The organism is Tessaracoccus zhenghani, assembly GCF_055326325.1.
The window spans coordinates 532,518-550,554 of the sequence record NZ_JBUZNQ010000002.1 but is presented as its reverse complement, the minus strand read 5'-3'; the positions used below and the strand labels follow the sequence as shown (position 1 = coordinate 550,554).

Sequence of the window (18,037 nt, the reverse complement as noted above, 5' to 3'; positions counted from 1 at the left end):
CTTACGCGGCCCGGAACATCACTATGTTGTTGAACACCCACTGGTTGGACTGCGAGAAGGTGTATCCACCCCCAGCCCGTGGTGTCGCGGCGTAGACCGTTGCCAGGATGTAGCTGCGGCACCCGCCGCCGCCGGTCTGCGCAGTGTCGCATTCGGTGCGCCACTGCCGCCCGGCGGAGGTGAAACCGGTCTCGTAGTTGTGGTTGGCCAACGGGTTAGCACCCCACTGCGTACGCGTCATGAACGGCAGGTAGGTGAGGTTGTTGAACATCCATCCGCTCTCCCGGATGAACTTCCCGTCCTCCATGTGGACGACGGTGGCCCAGATGTGGGTGCGGCACCTCTCGGTCTGCGAGTAGGGCTCACAGACCGTGTTCCAGTCGCGGCCGTTGAAGTCGCGGTGCAGGCCGGGCTTCGTGTACGGGATCGTGCGCACGTAGTCGTCGTCCACCGGGGAGGAACTCGGTGGCGGCGAACTGGGCTGGGGCGACGACGGAGCCGGGGAACTCGGCGGAGGCGACGACGGAGGCGGCGAACTCGGCGGAGGCGACGACGGAGGCGGCGAACTCGGCGGAGGCGACGACGGCGGCGGGGTCACGATCGGCTTCTCCGCCTGCAGGGCCGCGGCGTACTGCCCCAGCGTCATGAACACGGCCCCTGTCCGCTCCGCGAGCGCCTCCAACTCGTCCAGCGTGCGCTGGAAGCCGGCGAAGGCCACGGGGTCGAGGGTTCCGGTGGCGAAGTCGGCGTCGTAGCTGGTCAGTTCGAACAGCACGCTGCAGACGCCGTAGCGCCCGAAGTCGCTTTCACAACGATCTGCCAGCGACGTGGCGGCGTGGGTCTCCCAGTTCGTGTAGTCCTTCCCGTCACGCGTCGGCATGCAGTCCGCCGGATCATCGCAGTCCACCCCCGAGTGCGAGGTCAGGCCCGTCTTCGCACCGCCCTGGCAGTCGGTCCAGGTGGCCGCACCGTTGCCGCAGGCGATCTGGGACCAGGGCACATGCACCAGGCCGGCGTCGTCGACGTAGGCGAAGTCCGGGCGCTCCGCCGGCTCGGCGTACCACGCGGAAGCCACCCACGAATACCCGAGCGCCCGGATGGCCTCGCTCGCCGCCGCGTCGAACGCGTCGGTCGGCGGGATGAACCCGGTGAGCTGATGCGAGGCAGTGTCCATGTCGAGGGCCCCGAGCATGGAATCCTGACCGACCCGCATCAGGTTGACCGACTCCGCGACGGGCATCCCGCAGTCGAACTCGGCGGAGCTGGCCCCGAACTCCTCCAGGTACGGCGTGTAGACGCACGCGTGGTAGGTGCCGTGGTTGACGACCTCGAAGTCGGGGTCGGGTAGCACGGTGTTCAGGTACTCGTCCGTGGCGGACGCGGTCAGCCTGGGCTCGTCCCAGGGGATGAGCGCCAGCGAGAACGGCAGATCGCGGCCGAGTGCCTCGTTGGTCAGGGCCTGCGCGATCCCGGAGCGGTAGCCGGTGGACATGGCGTCGGCGCGCAGGACGATCACGGGCTTCTCGCCCCAGTCGATCCGCTCGGCCATCGCGTACTCGTACGACCCTTCTGCGGGCTCGCCGGGACGGTCGTCACGCGGATCGGCCGCGTCGCCGCGGGTGTCGCCGTCGACATCGGACTGGTCCGGGTTGTGGGTCCAGGGGGCGTTGTCCGGCGCGTTGAGCACTCCGTCGCCGTCCCAGTCGTCGTCGCAGGCGTCGCCCGCGCCGTCGGCGTCCGTGTCGACCTGGACCGCGTTGACCTTGTCCAACATGATCGTGGCCGGGTTGGACACCGCCGGGCAGTTGTCGAAGGAGTCCGCCACCGCGTCGCCGTCGGTGTCCGGGCCGGTGCCGTGGATCAACGACACGGGTGTGCCGACGAAAGTGGACTGGAAGCCGCGGACGAAGTCGAGCCGGCCGTCACCGTCCCAGTCCGTCGCGTCGACGGCGTTACTGACCAGGCCGGGCAGGTTCAGCTGCGTGCAGGAGTTGGTGACAGGAACCTCGCTCGTCCCGGCGTTGAGGCACTGGAAGAGCTTGAACTCGCTGACGTTCTCGATGCGCGAACCGGCGATCAGGAGGTCGAGCAGGCCGTCGTCGTTGATGTCGGCGACGGCGGGCTCGTAGTAGCTCTCGGCGCCGAGGCCGGTAGTGGCCTGGGAGACAACCCACTGGGGCGCGGCGAAGGCAGCGCCGCCCAGGTTCTCATACAAGCGCACGCCCTTCTCCGCGGCGCTGGCGCCCGTGCCGATGAGCAGGTCGAGGTCGCCGTCTGCGTCCCAGTCCACAAGCTCCGGCGATACGTAGGCGATACCCGAGACGGTGGTGGCGCCCACCAGGGCCCCCGCGCCGTCCCTCAGGACGGTGCACGCGGCGGGGTCGATGGCGCCACCGTCCGGGTTGAGGCAGAGCCTCACACCGGCGTTCGACGACCAGGAGCCGAGCACCAGGTCTGCCGTGCCGTCGGCGTCGACGTCACCCACGGCGGGCCGCAGGTACGTCACGGCGGTGCCGGCGAACGCGATGTCGGCGTTGCCGGTGCTGAAGATGCTGGTCAACTCCCCCAGCGAGCCGTTCTCGGCGCGCAGCGCCACCGCCACGCCCGAATAGAGACTTGAGTTGAGGAAGCCGACGATGAGGTCGTCGTCCCCATCACCGTCCCAGTCAGCCGCCACCGGAGCGGGAGCGTGGCCCTTGGTCAGCGGAACCAGGTCCACTGTGGCGTCGTACGTCCAGGGATAGGGGGCTGCCTCGGCCGGCGTGGACGCCGCCGGAATGAGGAGCGCTGCCGCCAGGGCGATCACAGCGGTGGCACTCCGGCTGGTGGGACGCGTCGTGGTCATGGGGATCCTCCTCCGCCGACAGCTCTGACGGCTTGGGGAGAATGTAACTCCTTGACACGGCGCTATGGAAGGACCCCTACGGGTGGTGGCCGGTTGCCCGGGGCGACAGGATCAGGCCGACAGGTCCCGCCGACGCGCCACCTTGGCACGCGGGACGAGCGTGGGCGACTCCTCGCCGAGCACCGATTCCTTGGTCACGATCACCTGGGCAACGTCCTCGTCGGAGGGCACGTTGAACATCACGTCGAGGAGGAGTTCCTCGAGGATGGCCCGGAGCCCGCGGGCACCGGTACCGCGTTCCAGCGCCAGACCCGCGATGGCGGCGATGGCCCCGTCCTCGAAATCCAGTTGCACGCCATCCAGCTCGAACAGCTTCTGGAACTGGCGCACCAACGCGTTCTTGGGCTCCACCAGGATGCGGGTGAGCGCCTCCTCGTCGAGGGGCGAGACGCTGGTCAGCATGGGCAGGCGGCCGATGAACTCCGGGATGAGGCCGAACTTGTGCAGGTCTTCGGGACGCACCTGGGAGAACGGGTCCGCCTCAGGCATGCGGGCCTCGGCCTTGTTGTTGAAGCCCAGGGGGCGACGACCGACGCGCTGGTTGATGATCTCGTCGAGACCCGCGAACGCGCCGCCGACGATGAACAGCACCTTGGTGGTGTCGATCTGCAGGAAGTCCTGGTGGGGGTGCTTGCGGCCACCCTGCGGCGGGACGGCGGCGACGGTGCCCTCCAGGATCTTGAGCAGCGCCTGCTGCACACCCTCGCCGGACACGTCACGCGTGATCGAGGGGTTCTCCGACTTGCGGGCCACCTTGTCGATCTCGTCGATGTAGATGATGCCGGTCTCCGCCTTGGCGATGTCGAAATCCGCCGCCTGGATCAGCTTCAGCAGGATGTTCTCGACATCCTCCCCGACGTAGCCGGCCTCCGTCAGGGCGGTGGCGTCCGCCATCGCGAACGGCACATTCAGCATGCGCGCGAGGGTCTGGGCCAGGTAGGTCTTGCCGCAGCCTGTGGGCCCGATGAGGAGGATGTTGGATTTGCCGACCTCGATGTCGTCAGAATCCGAACGGCGACCCCGGCCGCCGTGCTCGGCCTGGATGCGCTTGTAATGGTTGTACACGGCCACCGACAACGTCTTCTTCGCGCTGTCCTGGCCGATGACGTAGGTGTCGAGGAAGTCGCGGATCTCGCGCGGCTTGGGCAACTCCTTGACCAGACCGGTTTCGGGGGCGTCCGGGAACTCCTCCTCGATGATCTCGTTGCACAGCCCGATGCACTCGTCGCAGATGTAGACGCCAGGGCCGGCGATCAGCTTCTTCACCTGCTTCTGCGTTTTCCCGCAGAAGTTGCACTTGAACAGGTCGCCGGATTCACCGATACGAGCCACGACGTCCACCTCCCATCAACAGTTCCTGATTGTCTGCCTTGTTTTCACCACCCTACCCGGCAGGCGGGGCGGGAGAAGAGCGAACCGCCGGGCATCCGGGTCGCATTGACCCAGTGGCCCGGCGGCCCCGGTCTGAGCGGTCAGAGACCCTTCAGCGACGGCAGGATGTCGTCGATGATGCCGTACTCGATCGCCTCCTGGGCGGTCAGGTACTTGTCGCGCTCGATGTCCTTGCTGACCTTGGCCACTTCCTGGCCGGTGTCGACGGCGAGCATCTCTTCCATGAGGGCGCGGATGCGCAGGATCTCGCGGGCCTGGATCTCCAGGTCCGAGGACTGACCGTAGCCGCCCTCGGTGGCCGGCTGGTGGATGAGGATGCGCGAGTTGGGCAGCGCCAACCGCTTGCCCTTGGTGCCGGCGGCGAGGATCACGGCGGCGGCCGAAGCCGCCTGGCCGAGACACACCGTCTGGATGTCGGGCTTGATGTAGCGCATCGTGTCATAGATGGCGGTCAGCGCGGTGAACGAGCCGCCGGGCGAGTTGAGGTAGATCGAGATGTCGCGCTCGGGGTCCATCGACTGGAGCACCAGCAGCTGCGCCATGACCGCGTTGGCCACGTCGTCGTTGATGGGGGTGCCGAGGAAGATGATGCGATCCTCGAAGAGCTTCGTGTACGGATCCACGCGGCGGATGCCGTAGCTGGTGCGCTCCTCCCACTGCGGGATGAAGTAGTTCATGTCCGGGCCGACGGGGGCCGCGCCCTGGGGCAGGGCGAACGTGTTGTTGATCATTGGTTGGGGGCCTCCGTCTGGATCTGCGACGCGCGCTCATACACGTGGTCGATGAAGCCGTACTCGAGCGCCTGCTCGGCGGTGAACCAGCGGTCGCGGTCTGAATCAGCTTCGATCTGCTCGATGCTCTGACCCGTGTGCTCAGCGATGAGGTTGGCCATGGTCTTCTTGATGTGCAGCGACTGCTCCGCCTGGATGCGGATGTCTGAGGCGGTGCCGCCCAGACCACCCGAGGGCTGGTGCATCATGATGCGGCTGTGCGGCAGCGCGAAGCGCTTGCCGGGGGTGCCCGCCGAGAGCAGGAACTGGCCCATCGAAGCGGCCAGGCCCATGGCGACGGTGGCCACATCATTGCTGATCCACTGCATGGTGTCGAAGATCGCCATGCCGGAGTCCACCGACCCGCCGGGCGAGTTGATGTACAGGTAGATGTCCTGGGTGGGGTCTTCCGCGTTGAGCAGCAGCATCTGCGCGCAGATCGCGTTGGCGTTCTCGTCGCGCACCTCGGAACCGAGGAAAATGATGCGGTTGGCCAGCAACGAGGAGTACACGTTGTCTGTCATGCCGAGGCCGGCGCCTGCGGGCCCGGCCATCCGGATCGGGTGGATTGGAGTTTGAGTCACACCAATAACCTACCGGGTGATTCAGACAACCGAAGCGAAGCGCGGCCTGTTCGCGCACAGCGTGCACCGGCGGGAACAGCAACGCCGCCGGTCCCCTGCGGGACCGGCGGCGTTGGCGTTGCGCTTATCGCGAGGCGGCTGGGATCACTCCCCGGCGTCCTCGGTCTCCACGGAGGCGAGCGACGTGTCGACGGCGTTGCCCTCGGAATCCTTCACGGTGGCCGCGGCGCAGATCGAGGCCAGGGCCTTGCCGCGCCGGATCTCGTTCATCCACTCGGGCATGTGGTTGTGCTCCATCATGTGGTTGATCTCATCCTGGGGCGAGGAGCCGGACTGCTGCGCCTTACGGAAGATGAGTTCGGTGAGCTCCTGCTGGGAGACGTCGATCGAGTTGGCCTCGGCGTAGACGTCGAGCACGATCTGGGCGCGCAGCGCATCCGTGGCGCGCTTGTCCATCTCGGCCCAGAACTCTTCGACCGTCTCGGCCTCTTCCTCTTCGGTCTGCTCCAGGTACTGGTCGACCGTCATGCCGCCGCGGGCGAGCTGGCGCTCGATGTCGGCACGGCGGGCTTCGAGTTCCTTCTTGAGGACGTTCTCGGGCAGTTCGAAGTCGACCTTCTCGAGGATCGCTTCGAGCACCTTGTCGCGGGCGTCGGCGATCTGGTCGGCGTTCACCTGCTGCTCGGCGCCGGAACGCAGGTCGGCCTTCATCTCCTCGACGGTGTCGAACTCGGAGATGAGCTGTGCGAAGTCGTCGTCGACCTCCGGCAGTTCCTGCTCGGAGACGGTGACGACGGTCACCTCGATCTCGGCCTCTTCACCGCGGTGGGCGCCGCCCACGAGGGTGGAGGTGAAGGTCTTGGACTCGCCGGCCTTCAGGCCGGTGACAGCCTCGTCCAGGCCGTCGAGCATGCCCTGGTCGTCGCCGACCACGTAGGAGATGCCTTCTGCGGTGGCGTCGTCGAGTTCCTCGCCGTCCTTGGTGGCCTTGAGGTCGATCTTCAGCAGGTCACCCTCGGCGGCGCCGCGCTCCACCTCGGTGGTGGTGGCGAAGCGCTTGCGGAGCAGTTCGATGCGCTCTTCGACGAGTTCGTCGACGGAGGATGCGCCCTCGACGGTGGCCTCGATGGTGTTGAAGTCCGGCAGCTCCACCTCGGGGCGGATCTCCACCTCGGCGGTGTACTCCACCACGTCCTTGTCTTCGAGCTTGGTGATGTCCACCTCGGGCTGCGCCATGGGGTAGATCTTGTGCTCGTCGATGGCCTGGTTGTAGGTCTCCGGGATGGCCTCGTTGATGGCCTCCTGCAGGACCATGCCGCGGCCGAACCGCTGGTCGATGACCGTGTTGGGCACCTTCCCCTTACGGAAGCCGGGGATCGTCACCTGTTCGGCGATCTCCTTGTAAGCCTTGTCAAGGTAGGGCTTGAGATCAGCGAAGGGGATCTCGACGGTGAGCTTTACCCGGGTGGGCTTCAGCTTCTCAACGGTGCTGGGCACGAGTGGACTCCTGAGGTGTCAATTTTCGAATCGCGCGTCAGTCTATCGGTCGATGCTCCGGCCACCAACACGCGGGCTCCCGCGCCCGGCTAAAGTCGGGGCCGTGAGCGAGCTGACCAGCAACGTGACCGACACCGCCCTCATTTTCGAGGGCGGCGGCATGCGCGCATCGTTCTCCTCAGGGGTTGTGAGCGTCCTGTTGGAGGCCGGGATCCACGCAGACTGGGTGGGCGGGATCTCCGCCGGTTCGAGTTGCGTGGCCAACTACGTCTCGCGGGACGCCCCGCGTGCAGAGAAATCCTTCGTCGACTTCGCGGCCGAGCCCGAGTTCGGCAACTGGCGCACCTGGCTGCAGGGCAAGGGCATGTTCAATGCCGAATGGATCTATGAGCGCACCTCCCTCCCCCATCAGGCGCTCCCCTATGACTGGGAGACGTTCCAGGGGAACCCGGCGCGCGTGGCGATCGGGGCGATGCGCTGCCACGACGGCGAGATGGTCTACTGGGGTCGCGAGGACATCCATCGCATGTATGACCTGATGAAGCGCGTCCGCGCCTCGTCGACGATGCCGTTCTTCATGCCGTTGGCCACCGTCGACGGCGAGGTCTACTGCGACGGCGCGCTCGGCCCCACCGGAGGGTTCGCCCTGGATGCTGCCAAGGCGGCCGGCTTCGAGAAGTTCCTCGTCGTCATGACCCGCACCCGTGGGTACCGCAAGCCGCCCGCCCGGTTCCCCCACGGCTATCGCCGGCTGTTCCGCCAGTATCCGTCGATCGCACGCGGAGTGTTGGAGCGGCCTGCCAACTACAACCGCACCCTCGGGGAATTGTTCGAGCTCGAACGGCAGGGGCGCGCCTACCTGGTGTTCCCGGAGCGGATGCCGATCAGTAACTCCGAGCGTCGGGTCCCGGTGTTGCGCTCAGTCCTCGACGCGGCCCGGGAACAGACCCAACGCGAACTGGACGCCATCCGGGACTTCCTGGGCCTGGAGGGCGCCGGAGACGGTGGCCGATGAGCAGGTTTCCAGGCTTCGGTCAGATCGCTGATACACTCGTCTGCGGTTCTGCGGATGTAGCTCAATGGTAGAGCCCTAGTCTTCCAAACTAGCTACGCGGGTTCGATTCCCGTCATCCGCTCGATGCAGTGATCCACCTGGCCGGAAGCTTCTGGCTAGGTGCTTCCCTGCTCACGGGGCGTAGCGTAGTGGCTAGCGCGCCTGCTTTGGGAGCAGGAGACCGCAGGTTCGAGTCCTGTCGCCCCGACCATTGTGATGTCTCAGGACATCGACGACCCTCCTCCCTCTACGCGAACGCTGAAGCTCGTTGGTCTGCCTCCGCACAGTGGCAAAGCGACCCGACGGTAGGGTGGAGGCAGCGGCCACGGCCAGCCACGGTGCTCCACTGAGGCATGCCGGGCCCCTCCGGAAGGACATCCATGGCGACGAGGAAATGGTTCGAACGACCCCTGGCATTGACCAGCGCGCTGACGGCCGTCACCGCCCTCTCCGGGTCGCTCGCGACCGACCCCGGTTCGGCCTGGTATCGAGCCTTGGACCGGCCCGGGTGGAAACCCCCGAGCTGGGTGTTCCCCATCGTCTGGACCGCCCTCTACACCGACATCGCGCTGACCAGCGCCAAGGTCATCGAAGACCTCGAGGCCCAGGGCGACCCTGCGTCCGCGGATCGATACCGAAACGCCTTGGTGCTCAACCTCGCCCTCAACCAGGGGTGGAGCTGGGCGTTCTTCCGGGCCCACAGGTTGGGCTCCGCGACCGTTCTGGCCGGGCTCCTGGCTGCCAGTTCGTGGGACCTGGCCCGCCGAGCAGGGCCATCCGGCAGCAGCCGGATGGCCGCGCTGGCGCCCTACGCGGCGTGGTGCAGCTTCGCGACATTCCTCACCGCGGAGATCCGCCGCCGCAACTCCTAGGTCAGCCCACCATTTCCGGTTCCCTCGGCTTCATGGAGTCGACCTGGCCACTGACGTCCGCCGGGGCGGTCGCCGGGTGAGGTGATCGCGTCCGCCGCGGCCACCAGAATGCGTCACCGAGGAGGACCGCAATCGCGGGGACCAGGACAGTGCGCACGAGTAACGTGTCCAGCAGGACGCCGACCCCGATGACGACACCGATCTGGGCCAGCACCACCAGCGGGAGAACGCCCAGCACCGCGAAGACTGCGGCGAGCAGGATCCCTGCGCTGGTGATGACGCCACCGGTGGCCGTCAGAGCCCTCAGCATTCCGCGCCTGCTGCCGTGGTGCCTGCCTTCTTCCCTGGCCCTCGTGACCAGGAAGATGTTGTAGTCGATGCCGAGCGCCACCAGGAAGAGGAAGGTCAGCAGCGGCACGCTGGAGTCCAGTCGTTCGAAGCCCAGCACCTCCACGAAGAGCACCCATGAGGCACCGAGCGCCGCGACGTACGTGCCGACGACGGTCGCCACGAGCACGAGTGGTGCGACCACGGACCTGAGAAGGACGAAGAGGATGCCCAGCACCAGCGCGAGGATGAGCGGGATGATCGTGCGTTGGTCCTCCGCGGCCCCGTCCAGACTGTCGACGGACTGGGCCTCCGTTCCGCCGACGAAGGTCGGCGCGAGGCCCTCGAGAGCCACCCTCAGGTCGCGAACGACCTGACGCGCTTCGTCGCTTCCAGGCTCGGGTTCGAGCACCACGCGCAGCTGGGTGAGGTTCTCTGCGGTCCCTGCAGGAGTGGCAGACACCACCCCGGGGACGCCCTCAGCAACTTCTGCCACGCGCGTGGCGTCCTCTTCTGTGATGACGATCGCGGGGTCGGACTGGCCCGCCGGGAACGACTCGCCGAGGCGCTCCAGCGCCACGATCGCCTCCGGCTTGCGGAGGAACTGGTCCGACGGGCCGAGGCCGGTCTCGATCCGGAACAGCCCGCCACCGAGTACGGCGAGCAGCGCGACGCTGGCCAGCACGAAAACAGTGGGGCGGCGGGCCACCTGGGCCCCGACCCGCGCCCAGACGGAGCGGCCGCTGTCGACCAGGGCCGGTTGCCCCACACGGGGAACGAGTGGCCAGAAGACCCAGCGGCCGAACAGGACGAGCACCGATGGCAGCACGACGAGTGCATAACCGGCCGCGATGACGATGCCGACCGCGCTGGCGAGACCAAGGCCCCGGGTTGCCGGGAAGACCGACAAGAGCAGCGTCAGCACGCCCAGCACGACCGTGGACGCGCTCGTGAGTACGGCCTCGCCGGAGTGTCGCAGTGACGTACGCATGGCCTGGAAGCGGTCCTCGCTGCTCCGGAGTTCGTCGCGGTAGCGCGAGATCAACAAGAGGGCGTAATTGGTGCCCGCGCCGAACACCAGTACGGACAACACGCCGATGGTGGATTCGTCCCACGGGACGCCGGTCAGGCGCAGGGTGTGCGTGGCCAGGATGGCGGCAAGCCTGTCAGCCAGGCCCACGACGACCAACGGGATGATCCACAGCACCGGGCTGCGGTAGGTCAGCAGGAGGAGGATGGCGACCACCGCGGCGGTAGCGGCGAGCAAGCGGAAGTTCGCCCCGCTGAAGACGGCTCCCAGGTCCGCGCGGATGCCCGCTGGCCCCGTCACCTGCACGTCGACGCCCTCCGCGGCCTCGTCGCGGAGTTCCGCGCGCAACACCTCGACATCGTCGCGATTTTCGGTGGAGGAGTCCGCCTCGACGCTGATCGTCCCGAAGGCGGCTGTGCCGTCCTCACTCACGAGGGGCAGGGGCGGAGGCCCCGAAGGTGGCCCCCCAGCAGCGCCGGCGTCAGAGCCGGTGACGCCGGGAGGTGGCCCGGCGCCGTCCGGAGCGCCCTCGCCGGGCTGCGGCCCTGCGGAACCCGCGTCCCCGGACAGGCGGCTGAGGAGAGACTCGCGGGCGGAGGCGATCTGCTGTTCGGTCAGCTTCCCCCCATCCGTGGACGTCCACAGGATCAGGGCTGTGGCGTCCCCCTCCTGCGGAAACTGCTCCGACAACTCCACCACGCGGGTGCTGTCGAATCCCTGGGCCAGGGAGTCGGTCGGTGAGGCGTCTCGTTCAGCCTCTGGGACGAGGCCGACGACAAGGCCTGCGAGGAGGACGAAGAAGATCGCCACGATCCACGAGCGTCTCCTTCCGATGTACAGGGAGGGGATGGACATGGTGGTCTCCTGAGCTGGTTGGCGGCTGAGTGGCCGATACGACGTGGGGGTCACTGGGCGGATTCGAGGGTGGCGAGCGCTTCGAGCCGCTCAGCCAGGCAGGTGTTCATGAAGCGGAGGAACGCGCTCACGGCTCGCACTTCATCGGCGTTGAGCGCCTTCAGGTGGTCGTCGGTGGCGTCCATGAGCGGCCGCATCAACGCCATGATCCTGGTCCAGCCGAGAGGGGTGGTTTCGAGGGTCACCTGACGACGGTCGACCTCGCCTCGACGTCGCACTACGTAGCCCGCGCGCTCGAGCCTGTCCACCAGAGCGGAGGTCGTGGCGGCGGAAGTGCCGAGGGCTCCCCCAAGGTCGCCCAGGGTGACGGCCTTGTCGCGAGGAAGTTGCTGGAGTGTCGAGAGCGCCCGGTAGTCGGTCGCGTTCAACCCGAGCAGCCGCGCGAGTTGCCGCTCAAGGCCGTTCGACAGGGCGATGATCGCCTGCATCGCATACGCATCGGGATGGTAGGCCTGCGCCATGGTTCTCCTTTCCTCAGTACGAATATTACTTCAATGGAGTGAAATGTCAATCGTAATTGAATATATACGTCGGGCCGGTTTGCCTGACGACGCGCTGCGGGCCACCGTGCGGCTCGTGTCGGGTGGCCAGCCCACTTCCGTCCACTGTTGTCCCCGCCACTTAGCAGCGTTAACGTGACGCTCAGTCGACATCGAAGGAGTCACACGATGGCAACCCCCAAGAACACGATCTGTCTGTGGTTCGACAAGGATGCGGAGGCGGCCGCAGAGTTCTACGCCTCCGTCTTCCCCGACAGCGAGGTGCTGGCCGTGGAGCGGGCCCCGGGCGACTACCCCAGTGGTAAGGAGGGCGACGTCCTCACCGTGGCGTTCACGGTCTGCGGGATCCCGTGCATAGGGCTGAACGGCGGACCCGAGTTCACGCAGAGCGAGGCCTTCTCCTTCCAGATCGCCACGGCCGATCAGGCGGAGACCGACCGCTACTGGAACGCCATCGTCGGTAACGGCGGCCAGGAGAGCGCCTGCGGCTGGTGCAAGGACCGCTGGGGCGTGTCCTGGCAGATCACGCCCACGGCGCTCAGTGACGCCATGAAGTCAGACGACCCCGGCGTGCGGCAGCGCGCGTTCGCTGCGATGCTCACCATGCAGAAGATCGACATCGCGGAGATCGAGCGCGCCGCCGCAGGCAACTGAGCCCTCAGCGCTCCTTGGACCGGCCGCGGCCGTTCTCGAGTCGTAGCTCCCTGCCCCGCGTGACGAGCTTGCTGTGCCTGTCCGCGAGCTTCTCCGACGCGCGGGTGTCGCGCGGGGGCAACTTGATCGTCTCCTCCGCCTCGATGCCACCCTGGAGTTGCCTGCCCCGCTCGATCTCCGCGTCGACCTCAGCACCGAACAGGAGCACGGTGTTGAGGATCCACAGGCCCAGCAGCAGGACGATGAACGAGCCGATGATGCCGTAGGTGGCGTTGTAGGACGCGAAGTTGGAGACGTAGATCGAGAAGGCGGCCACCGCCACGGCGGCCACCACGAGTGCCAGCACGGCGCCGACGCTGATCCAGCGCAACCTGGGCTGCTTAACGTTGGGGGTGTAGTAGTACAGCATCGCGATGACCAGCACCGCCAACGCCACGATCACCGGCCACTTCGCGATGTTCCACACAAGAACCGCCGTGTCTCCGAGGCCGATCAGGTCGCCCACCGACTGCGCCAGGGCCCCTGACAGAACCATGGCGAAGACGATCACGGCCAGGATGACCACCAGCACGAGGGTCAGCAGCAGCATCTGTGGCTTGTGTTTCCAGAAGGGCCGGCCCTCCTCCACCTCATAGATCCTGTTCATCGCCCGCGAGAAGGCACCCACGTACCCGGAGGCCGCCCACAGCGCCAGGACGAGACCGGTCACGAGCGCCAGGCCGGCGCCCGTCTGCTCAGCCAGCCCGCTGACGGTGTCCCCCAACAGGCCGGCGAGTTCCTCCGGGGCGTACTGATCTATGAGGGTTCTGATGCCCTGCGCCGATTGCTCGCCTTGGCCGAAGACGCCCAGTAGCGAGACCAGTGCCAGGAGCATCGGGAACATCGAGAGGACGGCGAAGTACGTGAGGCTCGCCGCAAGGTCGGTCACGTGGTCCTTCGAGAACTCCGACAGTGACCGCTTGAAGGCGTACGTCCAGGACGTCTTGTGCAGGTCCGGGGGTGAATCCGGCTTGCGCGAGTCGTCGGGTCCGGGGGCGCTGGCCGCCTTGTCCCGGGTCTGCTCCACTGACTCTGGTTGTGAGGCACGTTCGGCTTCGTGGTTGGGCATCCTGCTGCTCCTTCCGCCGGCAGGCCAGTCGCGAGGAGTCGGGTGCTATGCCCCGATTCCACCGGGAAGGTGGGAGCTCGTGGCCAGGTCTCACATCGTAACGGCCAACCCTTGACTATGGAATGGGTGACAGTTAATGTCCCGATCAGACGCTCCGCGCCAACGACGACGCGGCGCGTCGCCCGTCCAGCATGCGAGGTTCCCCCATCCGCAGCACGACGACCGGCCTGCAGCACGCCCTAGCGCGAGGCTCGCCCGGCCCCACTTTCGTGGCCCACCCCTCGAGGCAACGCCGCCTTGAACCGTGCCCGCCACGCATCCACCCTGCGCTTTTCACGGAGGAATCTCATGCTGTCTCGCCCACGGACGGCAGCGCTGGCGCCTGTCCGATGCCTGAGGGCGCCAGCCTGGCCGACTCCACGGCGAAGGAAGCCGCCGGTCTCCCGATCACGGCGTTCGCGCCGTCGGGTGAGCCGATCGACGTGGTCAACCACTTCGTGAACTTCGGCTGGGAGTATGTCCTCCACTGCCACATCCTCAGCCACGAGGAGATGGACATGATGCGCACGCAGGTGGTGGGTGTGAGCCCGATCGCCCCGACGTTCGTCTCGGCCGTGCGCACCGGCAACGGCCGATCCCAGAGCTACACGGTCAACTGGTTGGACAACTCGAAGAACGAGACGGCGTTCGTCATCGAACGCAGGGTTGCGGGGTCCACCGAGCCCTGGGTCACCGTGGCCACCGTCCGGACTGAGGTGCTCGGCACACTGGATTATGTCGAAGGTACCGGCGCCGCCGCCGGCCCGGCGAGCTACTCCGATCCCATCGGGAACACCAAGCAGCTGTTCGAGTACCAGGTGTATGCGGTCAACACGGTGGGCGACGTGTGGGACTACTCCAATCCCGCGTTCAACCAGATTCCGCCCGGCGGCGGCTTCCCGACGTTGACGCTGGACAGCCGAGGCGGCGCTGAGGCCACCCTCGCGGCTCCCACCGGGCTGACGGGCACGTCGGCCGTCAAGAACAAGAAGACGGCCAGCGTGAACCTGACGTGGACCGACACGACCACCACCGAGGCCGGCTTCCTGATCCAGAGGGCCGACAACGTCACCTTCACGACAGGCGTGGTCAACGCGACGGTGGGGGCCAACATCACGTCGTTCAGCCAGCCGGTCACCCCCGCGAAGACCTACTACTACCGGGCCCTCGCGTTCAACAACACCATCCAGTCGCCGTGGTCGAACACCGCCACGGTCGTCGTCCCGTAACCCACGGGCAGGCACACGACGATGGACCCCGAAGCGTTCTCCGCTTCGGGGTCCATCGGGTCTGTGCCGGCCAACAACTTACGCATACCCACCCGAGGGGCGGGGCGCGACGGGCGGCAGGGCGCCGCTGTGGACGCGTCGGATGAAGTAGGTGATCAGTGAAGCGAAGGAGCGCTTCGGCTCGGTCGGCGATTGTGGTCGCTCAAGCTCAAGGCGTCGGAGGGTGGCCTCCCGCTCGAGCTCCGCTGCGCGTTCCTGATGGATCGCGTATGGAACGTGGTAGTCGTACATTGTGGTCCCCCGGTCTCGCGGACCCTGCTCCGGATCCGCGCTATTGCTGACAGGTCTAACTGTCCGCCGGAGGGACACCCCGTCGCATCGGGCAGATGCCCTAACCTGTCTCCGCGCCCCATGCCTGGAGCCCATCAGTCATGCGGCACGTCCTCGTCGACCCCCTGCAGGAACGGACCCTGCGGGCCCACCCCCTCCGTGAGCGCGTTCACCGTCTGCCCGCTGTTCCGGCGCACCAGCGAGTCCAGCGCCAGCCCGACGGGATGCACGCCGTCGCGGAACCTGATGGTGATGCCGGGTAGATCCGCCCGGCCGACGACGGCAGCGAGCACCTGGGCGACATTGCCGCGGGAGGTCAGCCCCGAAAGCACGTGGTCGCCGTACTCGATCTTCCCCGTGGCCGGTTCCTCCGTGAGCTGTCCGGGCGCGACGATCGTCCAGTTGAGCGACGACGCCCTCAGGTGCTGGTCAGCGTCGGCCTTGGCCACCGCATAGTGGTGGAAGGGGTTGTCCTCGGGTACGTCATCGACGCCGGAGCTCACATAGGAGACCATCACGAACCGCCAGACCCCCGCCTGCTGGGCGGCGTCGACCGCGCGCATGGCCGCGTCCCTGTCGACGGCGTAGGTGCGCTCCGGATTGCCGCCGCCGGCGCCTGCCGACCAGATCACGGCGTCGAAACCGTCGAGCTGGGCAGCCAGGGCGTCGGTGTCGAGGCTCTCCACGTCGGCCACCACAGCGCGGGCCCCCGTCTCCTCCACGTCGCCCACCTGGGCCGGGTTACGGATCAACGCCGCAACCTCGTGGCCGCCCTGCACCAGGAGGGGATGCAAGAGCAGAGCGATCTTTCCGTGTCCACCGATGATGCAGATCTTCATGCCACCGACCCTACGTGGGTTCCGCGACGTCCGGAAGGGCCTTGTCAGAGCCAGCCGTTGTCAGTTGCGGTGCGGAGCGCCTCAGCGCGGTTGCGGGCGCCGAGTTTGCCGATGGTGGAGCTGAGGTAGTTGCGCACCGTCCCCTCGGACAGGTAGACGCTCTGCGCTATCTGGGCCGTGCTCGCGCCGCCGGCCGAGGCGGCCAGGACCAGGGCCTCCTTCTCCGTCAGCGGGGAGCGGCCGATGCTCAGCGAGGCGGCGGCCAACTCCGGGTCCACCGTGCGGAGCCCCTCCGACACGCGTCGGATGGATTCCACGAGCCTGTCGACGGGGGTGTCCTTCACCAGGAATCCCACCGCTCCCCGTTCCAGTGCCCGGCGCAGGTAGCCGGGCCGGCCAAAGGTTGTCACGACGATGATCCTGCTCTTGGGGGCGACGTCGAGCACGTGCGGGATGGCTTCGATGCCGTCGTCGACACCCAGCCCGCCGTCGGGCATCTGCACATCGAGGAGGATGACCCCAGGTTGCGTCTCCAACGCCCGGTGCACCACCTCTGCACACGTGCTGGCCTGACCCACCACCTGCAGGTCGTCCTCCAGCGCGAGCATCGTGGCCAGCGCCGTCCGGATCAGCGTCTGGTCATCCGCGATCAGCAACGTGGTCATGCCACGCCCTCCGGCACTGTCGGCGTCCCGCTGCGGGACTGTGAGTAGGACTCGATCTTCGACAGACACGACGCCCGCAGGGACACGTCGGCCACGGTGGAGGACGCCCCTGTGGAGGCCACCACGGTGGTGCCCACTCCGTCGGCCACCACCTCGAGCCGACCTCCGGCTTCCGCCACGCGGGCGCGCAGACCGCTCAGGCCTGTGCCGTTCCGCTCCCGGTCGCCGATCCCGCGGCCGTCGTCTGACACGGTGAGCACCCCGTCGCTGTAGCAGATGGTGCAGGTGGACGCTCCGGCGTGCCGCACGACGTTGGTCACGCTCTCCCGCACCACGTAGCCGAGCAGCTCCGACGTCCGGTCGTCCAGGGCAGGCAGGGCCGTCGGGATGACCGCCTCGATGCCGGCTGCGGTCAGCACCGAGCGTGCCGAGGCGATCTCGCTCGCGAGGCGCACCTTGCGCATCCCGGAGGCAGTCGCCCGGACGTCGGAAAGCGCCTGCCGGGCGATCTGGGCCAACTCGGCCACCTCCGCGCGGGCGGCAGTGGCGTCGCGGTCGATCAGGCGTTCTGCCAGATCCGCTTTGACCGCCACCGCAGTCAGCGAGTGCCCGAGGATGTCGTGGAGATCACGTCCGATCCGCTCCCGCTCCGCCGCGACGGCCAGCACCGCTGTGCGCTGCTCCGACAGCCGCAGCCTGTCGCGGGTGCGGCTCGTCTCCAGCGCCAGCGCGATCACCAGGCCCATGGCCAGCGCCAGGGCGCCCATCACCACGATCTGCAGGTTCCGCTCGACCAGTGCCGTCAGGATGGCGACCGCGGTGGTCACGAGGATCACGACACGCGAGTGCCGGAACGGCAGGAGCACGGCGGCCGTGGTGGTGATGTAGGGCACCTGGTAGATGGGCATCGTCTCCCCTGGCGACAGCGCCATCAGCCCGACGGTGCCGAGAACCGCCGCCATCCAGAGCCACCGGCCGCGAGCGTTCCAGTGGGCGATGGCGGTGGAACCCACCACGAGGAACGCCAGCAACAGGGACGTCGCCACCACGAACAGCCAGATGTGCAGCGGCGCCCCGGAGGCAAACACAATGGGGATGAGGACGAAGGCAGCACCCGGTGCGATGTACAGGCCGCCCTGCATCACCATGCGTCGGTACCACGGCAAGCCATCTGCCGCCGGTTGGTGGGCCGGGGCCCGGCTTTCGTCGAGAACGCTATCCATTTACAACCTTCAGGGGTCAGGGCGCGACCTGCGCACAGCCTGACCGTAGCCGAGTCCACAGTGCGCGACGAGTGAGGCCATCATCGCGAAGCCGGTCATGCCCC

At 67.3% G+C, this 18,037-nt stretch carries 15 protein-coding genes and 2 tRNA genes; 6 read left to right on the top strand and 11 right to left on the bottom strand.

Features of this window, described 5'->3' with window-relative positions:
* Position 1 precedes the first annotated feature (1 nt).
* The 5 genes from ACZK4S_RS06395 to tig form a co-directional block, all read right to left on the bottom strand.
* Positions 2–2,845 carry an FG-GAP repeat domain-containing protein gene (locus ACZK4S_RS06395; RefSeq protein WP_463643752.1) on the bottom strand — a complete coding sequence of 948 codons (2,844 nt, stop codon included), beginning with the start codon at positions 2,843–2,845 and terminating at the stop codon, positions 2–4.
* Between the two features lie 111 nt (positions 2,846–2,956).
* Positions 2,957–4,237, bottom strand: a complete 1,281-nt coding sequence (clpX, locus tag ACZK4S_RS06390; protein ID WP_463643751.1) for an ATP-dependent Clp protease ATP-binding subunit ClpX — start codon at positions 4,235–4,237, stop codon at positions 2,957–2,959.
* 140 nt (positions 4,238–4,377) lie between these two features.
* Positions 4,378–5,028 carry an ATP-dependent Clp protease proteolytic subunit gene (locus tag ACZK4S_RS06385; RefSeq protein WP_369819256.1) on the bottom strand — a complete coding sequence of 217 codons (651 nt, stop codon included), beginning with the start codon at positions 5,026–5,028 and terminating at the stop codon, positions 4,378–4,380.
* Positions 5,025–5,621, bottom strand: a complete 597-nt coding sequence (locus tag ACZK4S_RS06380; protein WP_076060599.1) for an ATP-dependent Clp protease proteolytic subunit — start codon at positions 5,619–5,621, stop codon at positions 5,025–5,027. Before ACZK4S_RS06380 ends, ACZK4S_RS06385 begins: the two co-directional genes overlap by 4 nt.
* A gap of 174 nt (positions 5,622–5,795) precedes the next feature.
* On the bottom strand, positions 5,796–7,148 hold the full coding sequence (tig, locus tag ACZK4S_RS06375; protein WP_076060596.1) for a trigger factor: 1,353 nt from the start codon (positions 7,146–7,148) through the stop codon (positions 5,796–5,798).
* A 103-nt stretch (positions 7,149–7,251) separates the two neighbouring features.
* On the opposite strand from tig, the gene ACZK4S_RS06370 reads away from it, so the two are divergent.
* The 4 genes from ACZK4S_RS06370 to ACZK4S_RS06355 all read left to right on the top strand — a co-directional run bounded on the left by ACZK4S_RS06370 (position 7,252) and on the right by ACZK4S_RS06355 (position 9,074).
* On the top strand, positions 7,252–8,163 hold the full coding sequence (locus ACZK4S_RS06370; protein WP_463643750.1) for a patatin-like phospholipase family protein: 912 nt from the start codon (positions 7,252–7,254) through the stop codon (positions 8,161–8,163).
* Positions 8,164–8,213: 50 nt separating this feature from the next.
* Positions 8,214–8,284: transfer RNA gene (locus tag ACZK4S_RS06365), tRNA-Gly, on the top strand.
* Positions 8,285–8,337: 53 nt separating this feature from the next.
* Positions 8,338–8,413: transfer RNA gene (locus ACZK4S_RS06360), tRNA-Pro, on the top strand.
* A gap of 169 nt (positions 8,414–8,582) precedes the next feature.
* Entirely contained in the window at positions 8,583–9,074 is a 492-nt protein-coding gene (locus ACZK4S_RS06355) for a TspO/MBR family protein (RefSeq protein ID WP_463643749.1), read from the top strand.
* 1 nt (position 9,075) lies between these two features.
* Here ACZK4S_RS06355 and ACZK4S_RS06350 read toward each other — a convergent pair whose 3' ends face one another.
* Together ACZK4S_RS06350 and ACZK4S_RS06345 are read right to left on the bottom strand one after the other, a co-directional pair.
* The gene (locus tag ACZK4S_RS06350; RefSeq protein WP_083665440.1) at positions 9,076–11,286 is read right to left on the bottom strand and encodes an MMPL family transporter; all 2,211 of its coding nucleotides are present in this window, start codon (positions 11,284–11,286) and stop codon (positions 9,076–9,078) included.
* Positions 11,287–11,336: 50 nt separating this feature from the next.
* Positions 11,337–11,807: a MarR family winged helix-turn-helix transcriptional regulator gene (locus ACZK4S_RS06345; RefSeq protein ID WP_463643748.1), complete on the bottom strand. Its 471-nt coding sequence runs from the start codon at positions 11,805–11,807 to the stop codon at positions 11,337–11,339.
* A 207-nt stretch (positions 11,808–12,014) separates the two neighbouring features.
* Here ACZK4S_RS06345 and ACZK4S_RS06340 point away from each other — a divergent pair, with 207 nt between their 5' ends.
* Positions 12,015–12,500 carry a VOC family protein gene (locus tag ACZK4S_RS06340; protein WP_463643747.1) on the top strand — a complete coding sequence of 162 codons (486 nt, stop codon included), beginning with the start codon at positions 12,015–12,017 and terminating at the stop codon, positions 12,498–12,500.
* Positions 12,501–12,504: 4 nt separating this feature from the next.
* Here the strand turns inward: ACZK4S_RS06340 and ACZK4S_RS06335 are convergent, their stop codons facing one another.
* Positions 12,505–13,608: a YihY/virulence factor BrkB family protein gene (locus ACZK4S_RS06335; RefSeq protein ID WP_463643745.1), complete on the bottom strand. Its 1,104-nt coding sequence runs from the start codon at positions 13,606–13,608 to the stop codon at positions 12,505–12,507.
* Positions 13,609–13,997: 389 nt separating this feature from the next.
* On the opposite strand from ACZK4S_RS06335, the gene ACZK4S_RS06330 reads away from it, so the two are divergent.
* On the top strand, positions 13,998–14,876 hold the full coding sequence (locus ACZK4S_RS06330; protein ID WP_463643744.1) for a cupredoxin domain-containing protein: 879 nt from the start codon (positions 13,998–14,000) through the stop codon (positions 14,874–14,876).
* 425 nt (positions 14,877–15,301) lie between these two features.
* Here ACZK4S_RS06330 and ACZK4S_RS06325 read toward each other — a convergent pair whose 3' ends face one another.
* From ACZK4S_RS06325 to ACZK4S_RS06315, 3 genes are read right to left on the bottom strand one after another with little or no spacing between them, the layout of a single operon-like run.
* Positions 15,302–16,045: an SDR family oxidoreductase gene (locus ACZK4S_RS06325; protein ID WP_463643743.1), complete on the bottom strand. Its 744-nt coding sequence runs from the start codon at positions 16,043–16,045 to the stop codon at positions 15,302–15,304.
* A 44-nt stretch (positions 16,046–16,089) separates the two neighbouring features.
* Positions 16,090–16,710 (bottom strand): response regulator, encoded by a 621-nt coding sequence (locus ACZK4S_RS06320; RefSeq protein ID WP_463643742.1) that lies wholly within the window; start codon positions 16,708–16,710, stop codon positions 16,090–16,092.
* Positions 16,707–17,933 carry a sensor histidine kinase gene (locus tag ACZK4S_RS06315; RefSeq protein WP_463643741.1) on the bottom strand — a complete coding sequence of 409 codons (1,227 nt, stop codon included), beginning with the start codon at positions 17,931–17,933 and terminating at the stop codon, positions 16,707–16,709. Before ACZK4S_RS06315 ends, ACZK4S_RS06320 begins: the two co-directional genes overlap by 4 nt.
* Positions 17,934–18,037: the final 104 nt, after the last annotated feature.

Coding starts and splice junctions, on each gene's coding strand:
- ACZK4S_RS06330 (WP_463643744.1), top strand. CDS start 13,998: ATGCCTGAGGGCGCCAGCCTGGCCGACTCCACGGCGAAGGAAGCCGCC.
- ACZK4S_RS06355 (WP_463643749.1), top strand. CDS start 8,583: ATGGCGACGAGGAAATGGTTCGAACGACCCCTGGCATTGACCAGCGCG.
- ACZK4S_RS06315 (WP_463643741.1), bottom strand. CDS start 17,933: ATGGATAGCGTTCTCGACGAAAGCCGGGCCCCGGCCCACCAACCGGCG.
- ACZK4S_RS06345 (WP_463643748.1), bottom strand. CDS start 11,807: ATGGCGCAGGCCTACCATCCCGATGCGTATGCGATGCAGGCGATCATC.
- ACZK4S_RS06350 (WP_083665440.1), bottom strand. CDS start 11,286: ATGTCCATCCCCTCCCTGTACATCGGAAGGAGACGCTCGTGGATCGTG.
- ACZK4S_RS06325 (WP_463643743.1), bottom strand. CDS start 16,045: ATGAAGATCTGCATCATCGGTGGACACGGAAAGATCGCTCTGCTCTTG.
- ACZK4S_RS06340 (WP_463643747.1), top strand. CDS start 12,015: ATGGCAACCCCCAAGAACACGATCTGTCTGTGGTTCGACAAGGATGCG.
- ACZK4S_RS06335 (WP_463643745.1), bottom strand. CDS start 13,608: ATGCCCAACCACGAAGCCGAACGTGCCTCACAACCAGAGTCAGTGGAG.
- ACZK4S_RS06380 (WP_076060599.1), bottom strand. CDS start 5,621: ATGGCCGGGCCCGCAGGCGCCGGCCTCGGCATGACAGACAACGTGTAC.
- ACZK4S_RS06320 (WP_463643742.1), bottom strand. CDS start 16,710: ATGACCACGTTGCTGATCGCGGATGACCAGACGCTGATCCGGACGGCG.
- ACZK4S_RS06395 (WP_463643752.1), bottom strand. CDS start 2,845: ATGACCACGACGCGTCCCACCAGCCGGAGTGCCACCGCTGTGATCGCC.
- ACZK4S_RS06385 (WP_369819256.1), bottom strand. CDS start 5,028: ATGATCAACAACACGTTCGCCCTGCCCCAGGGCGCGGCCCCCGTCGGC.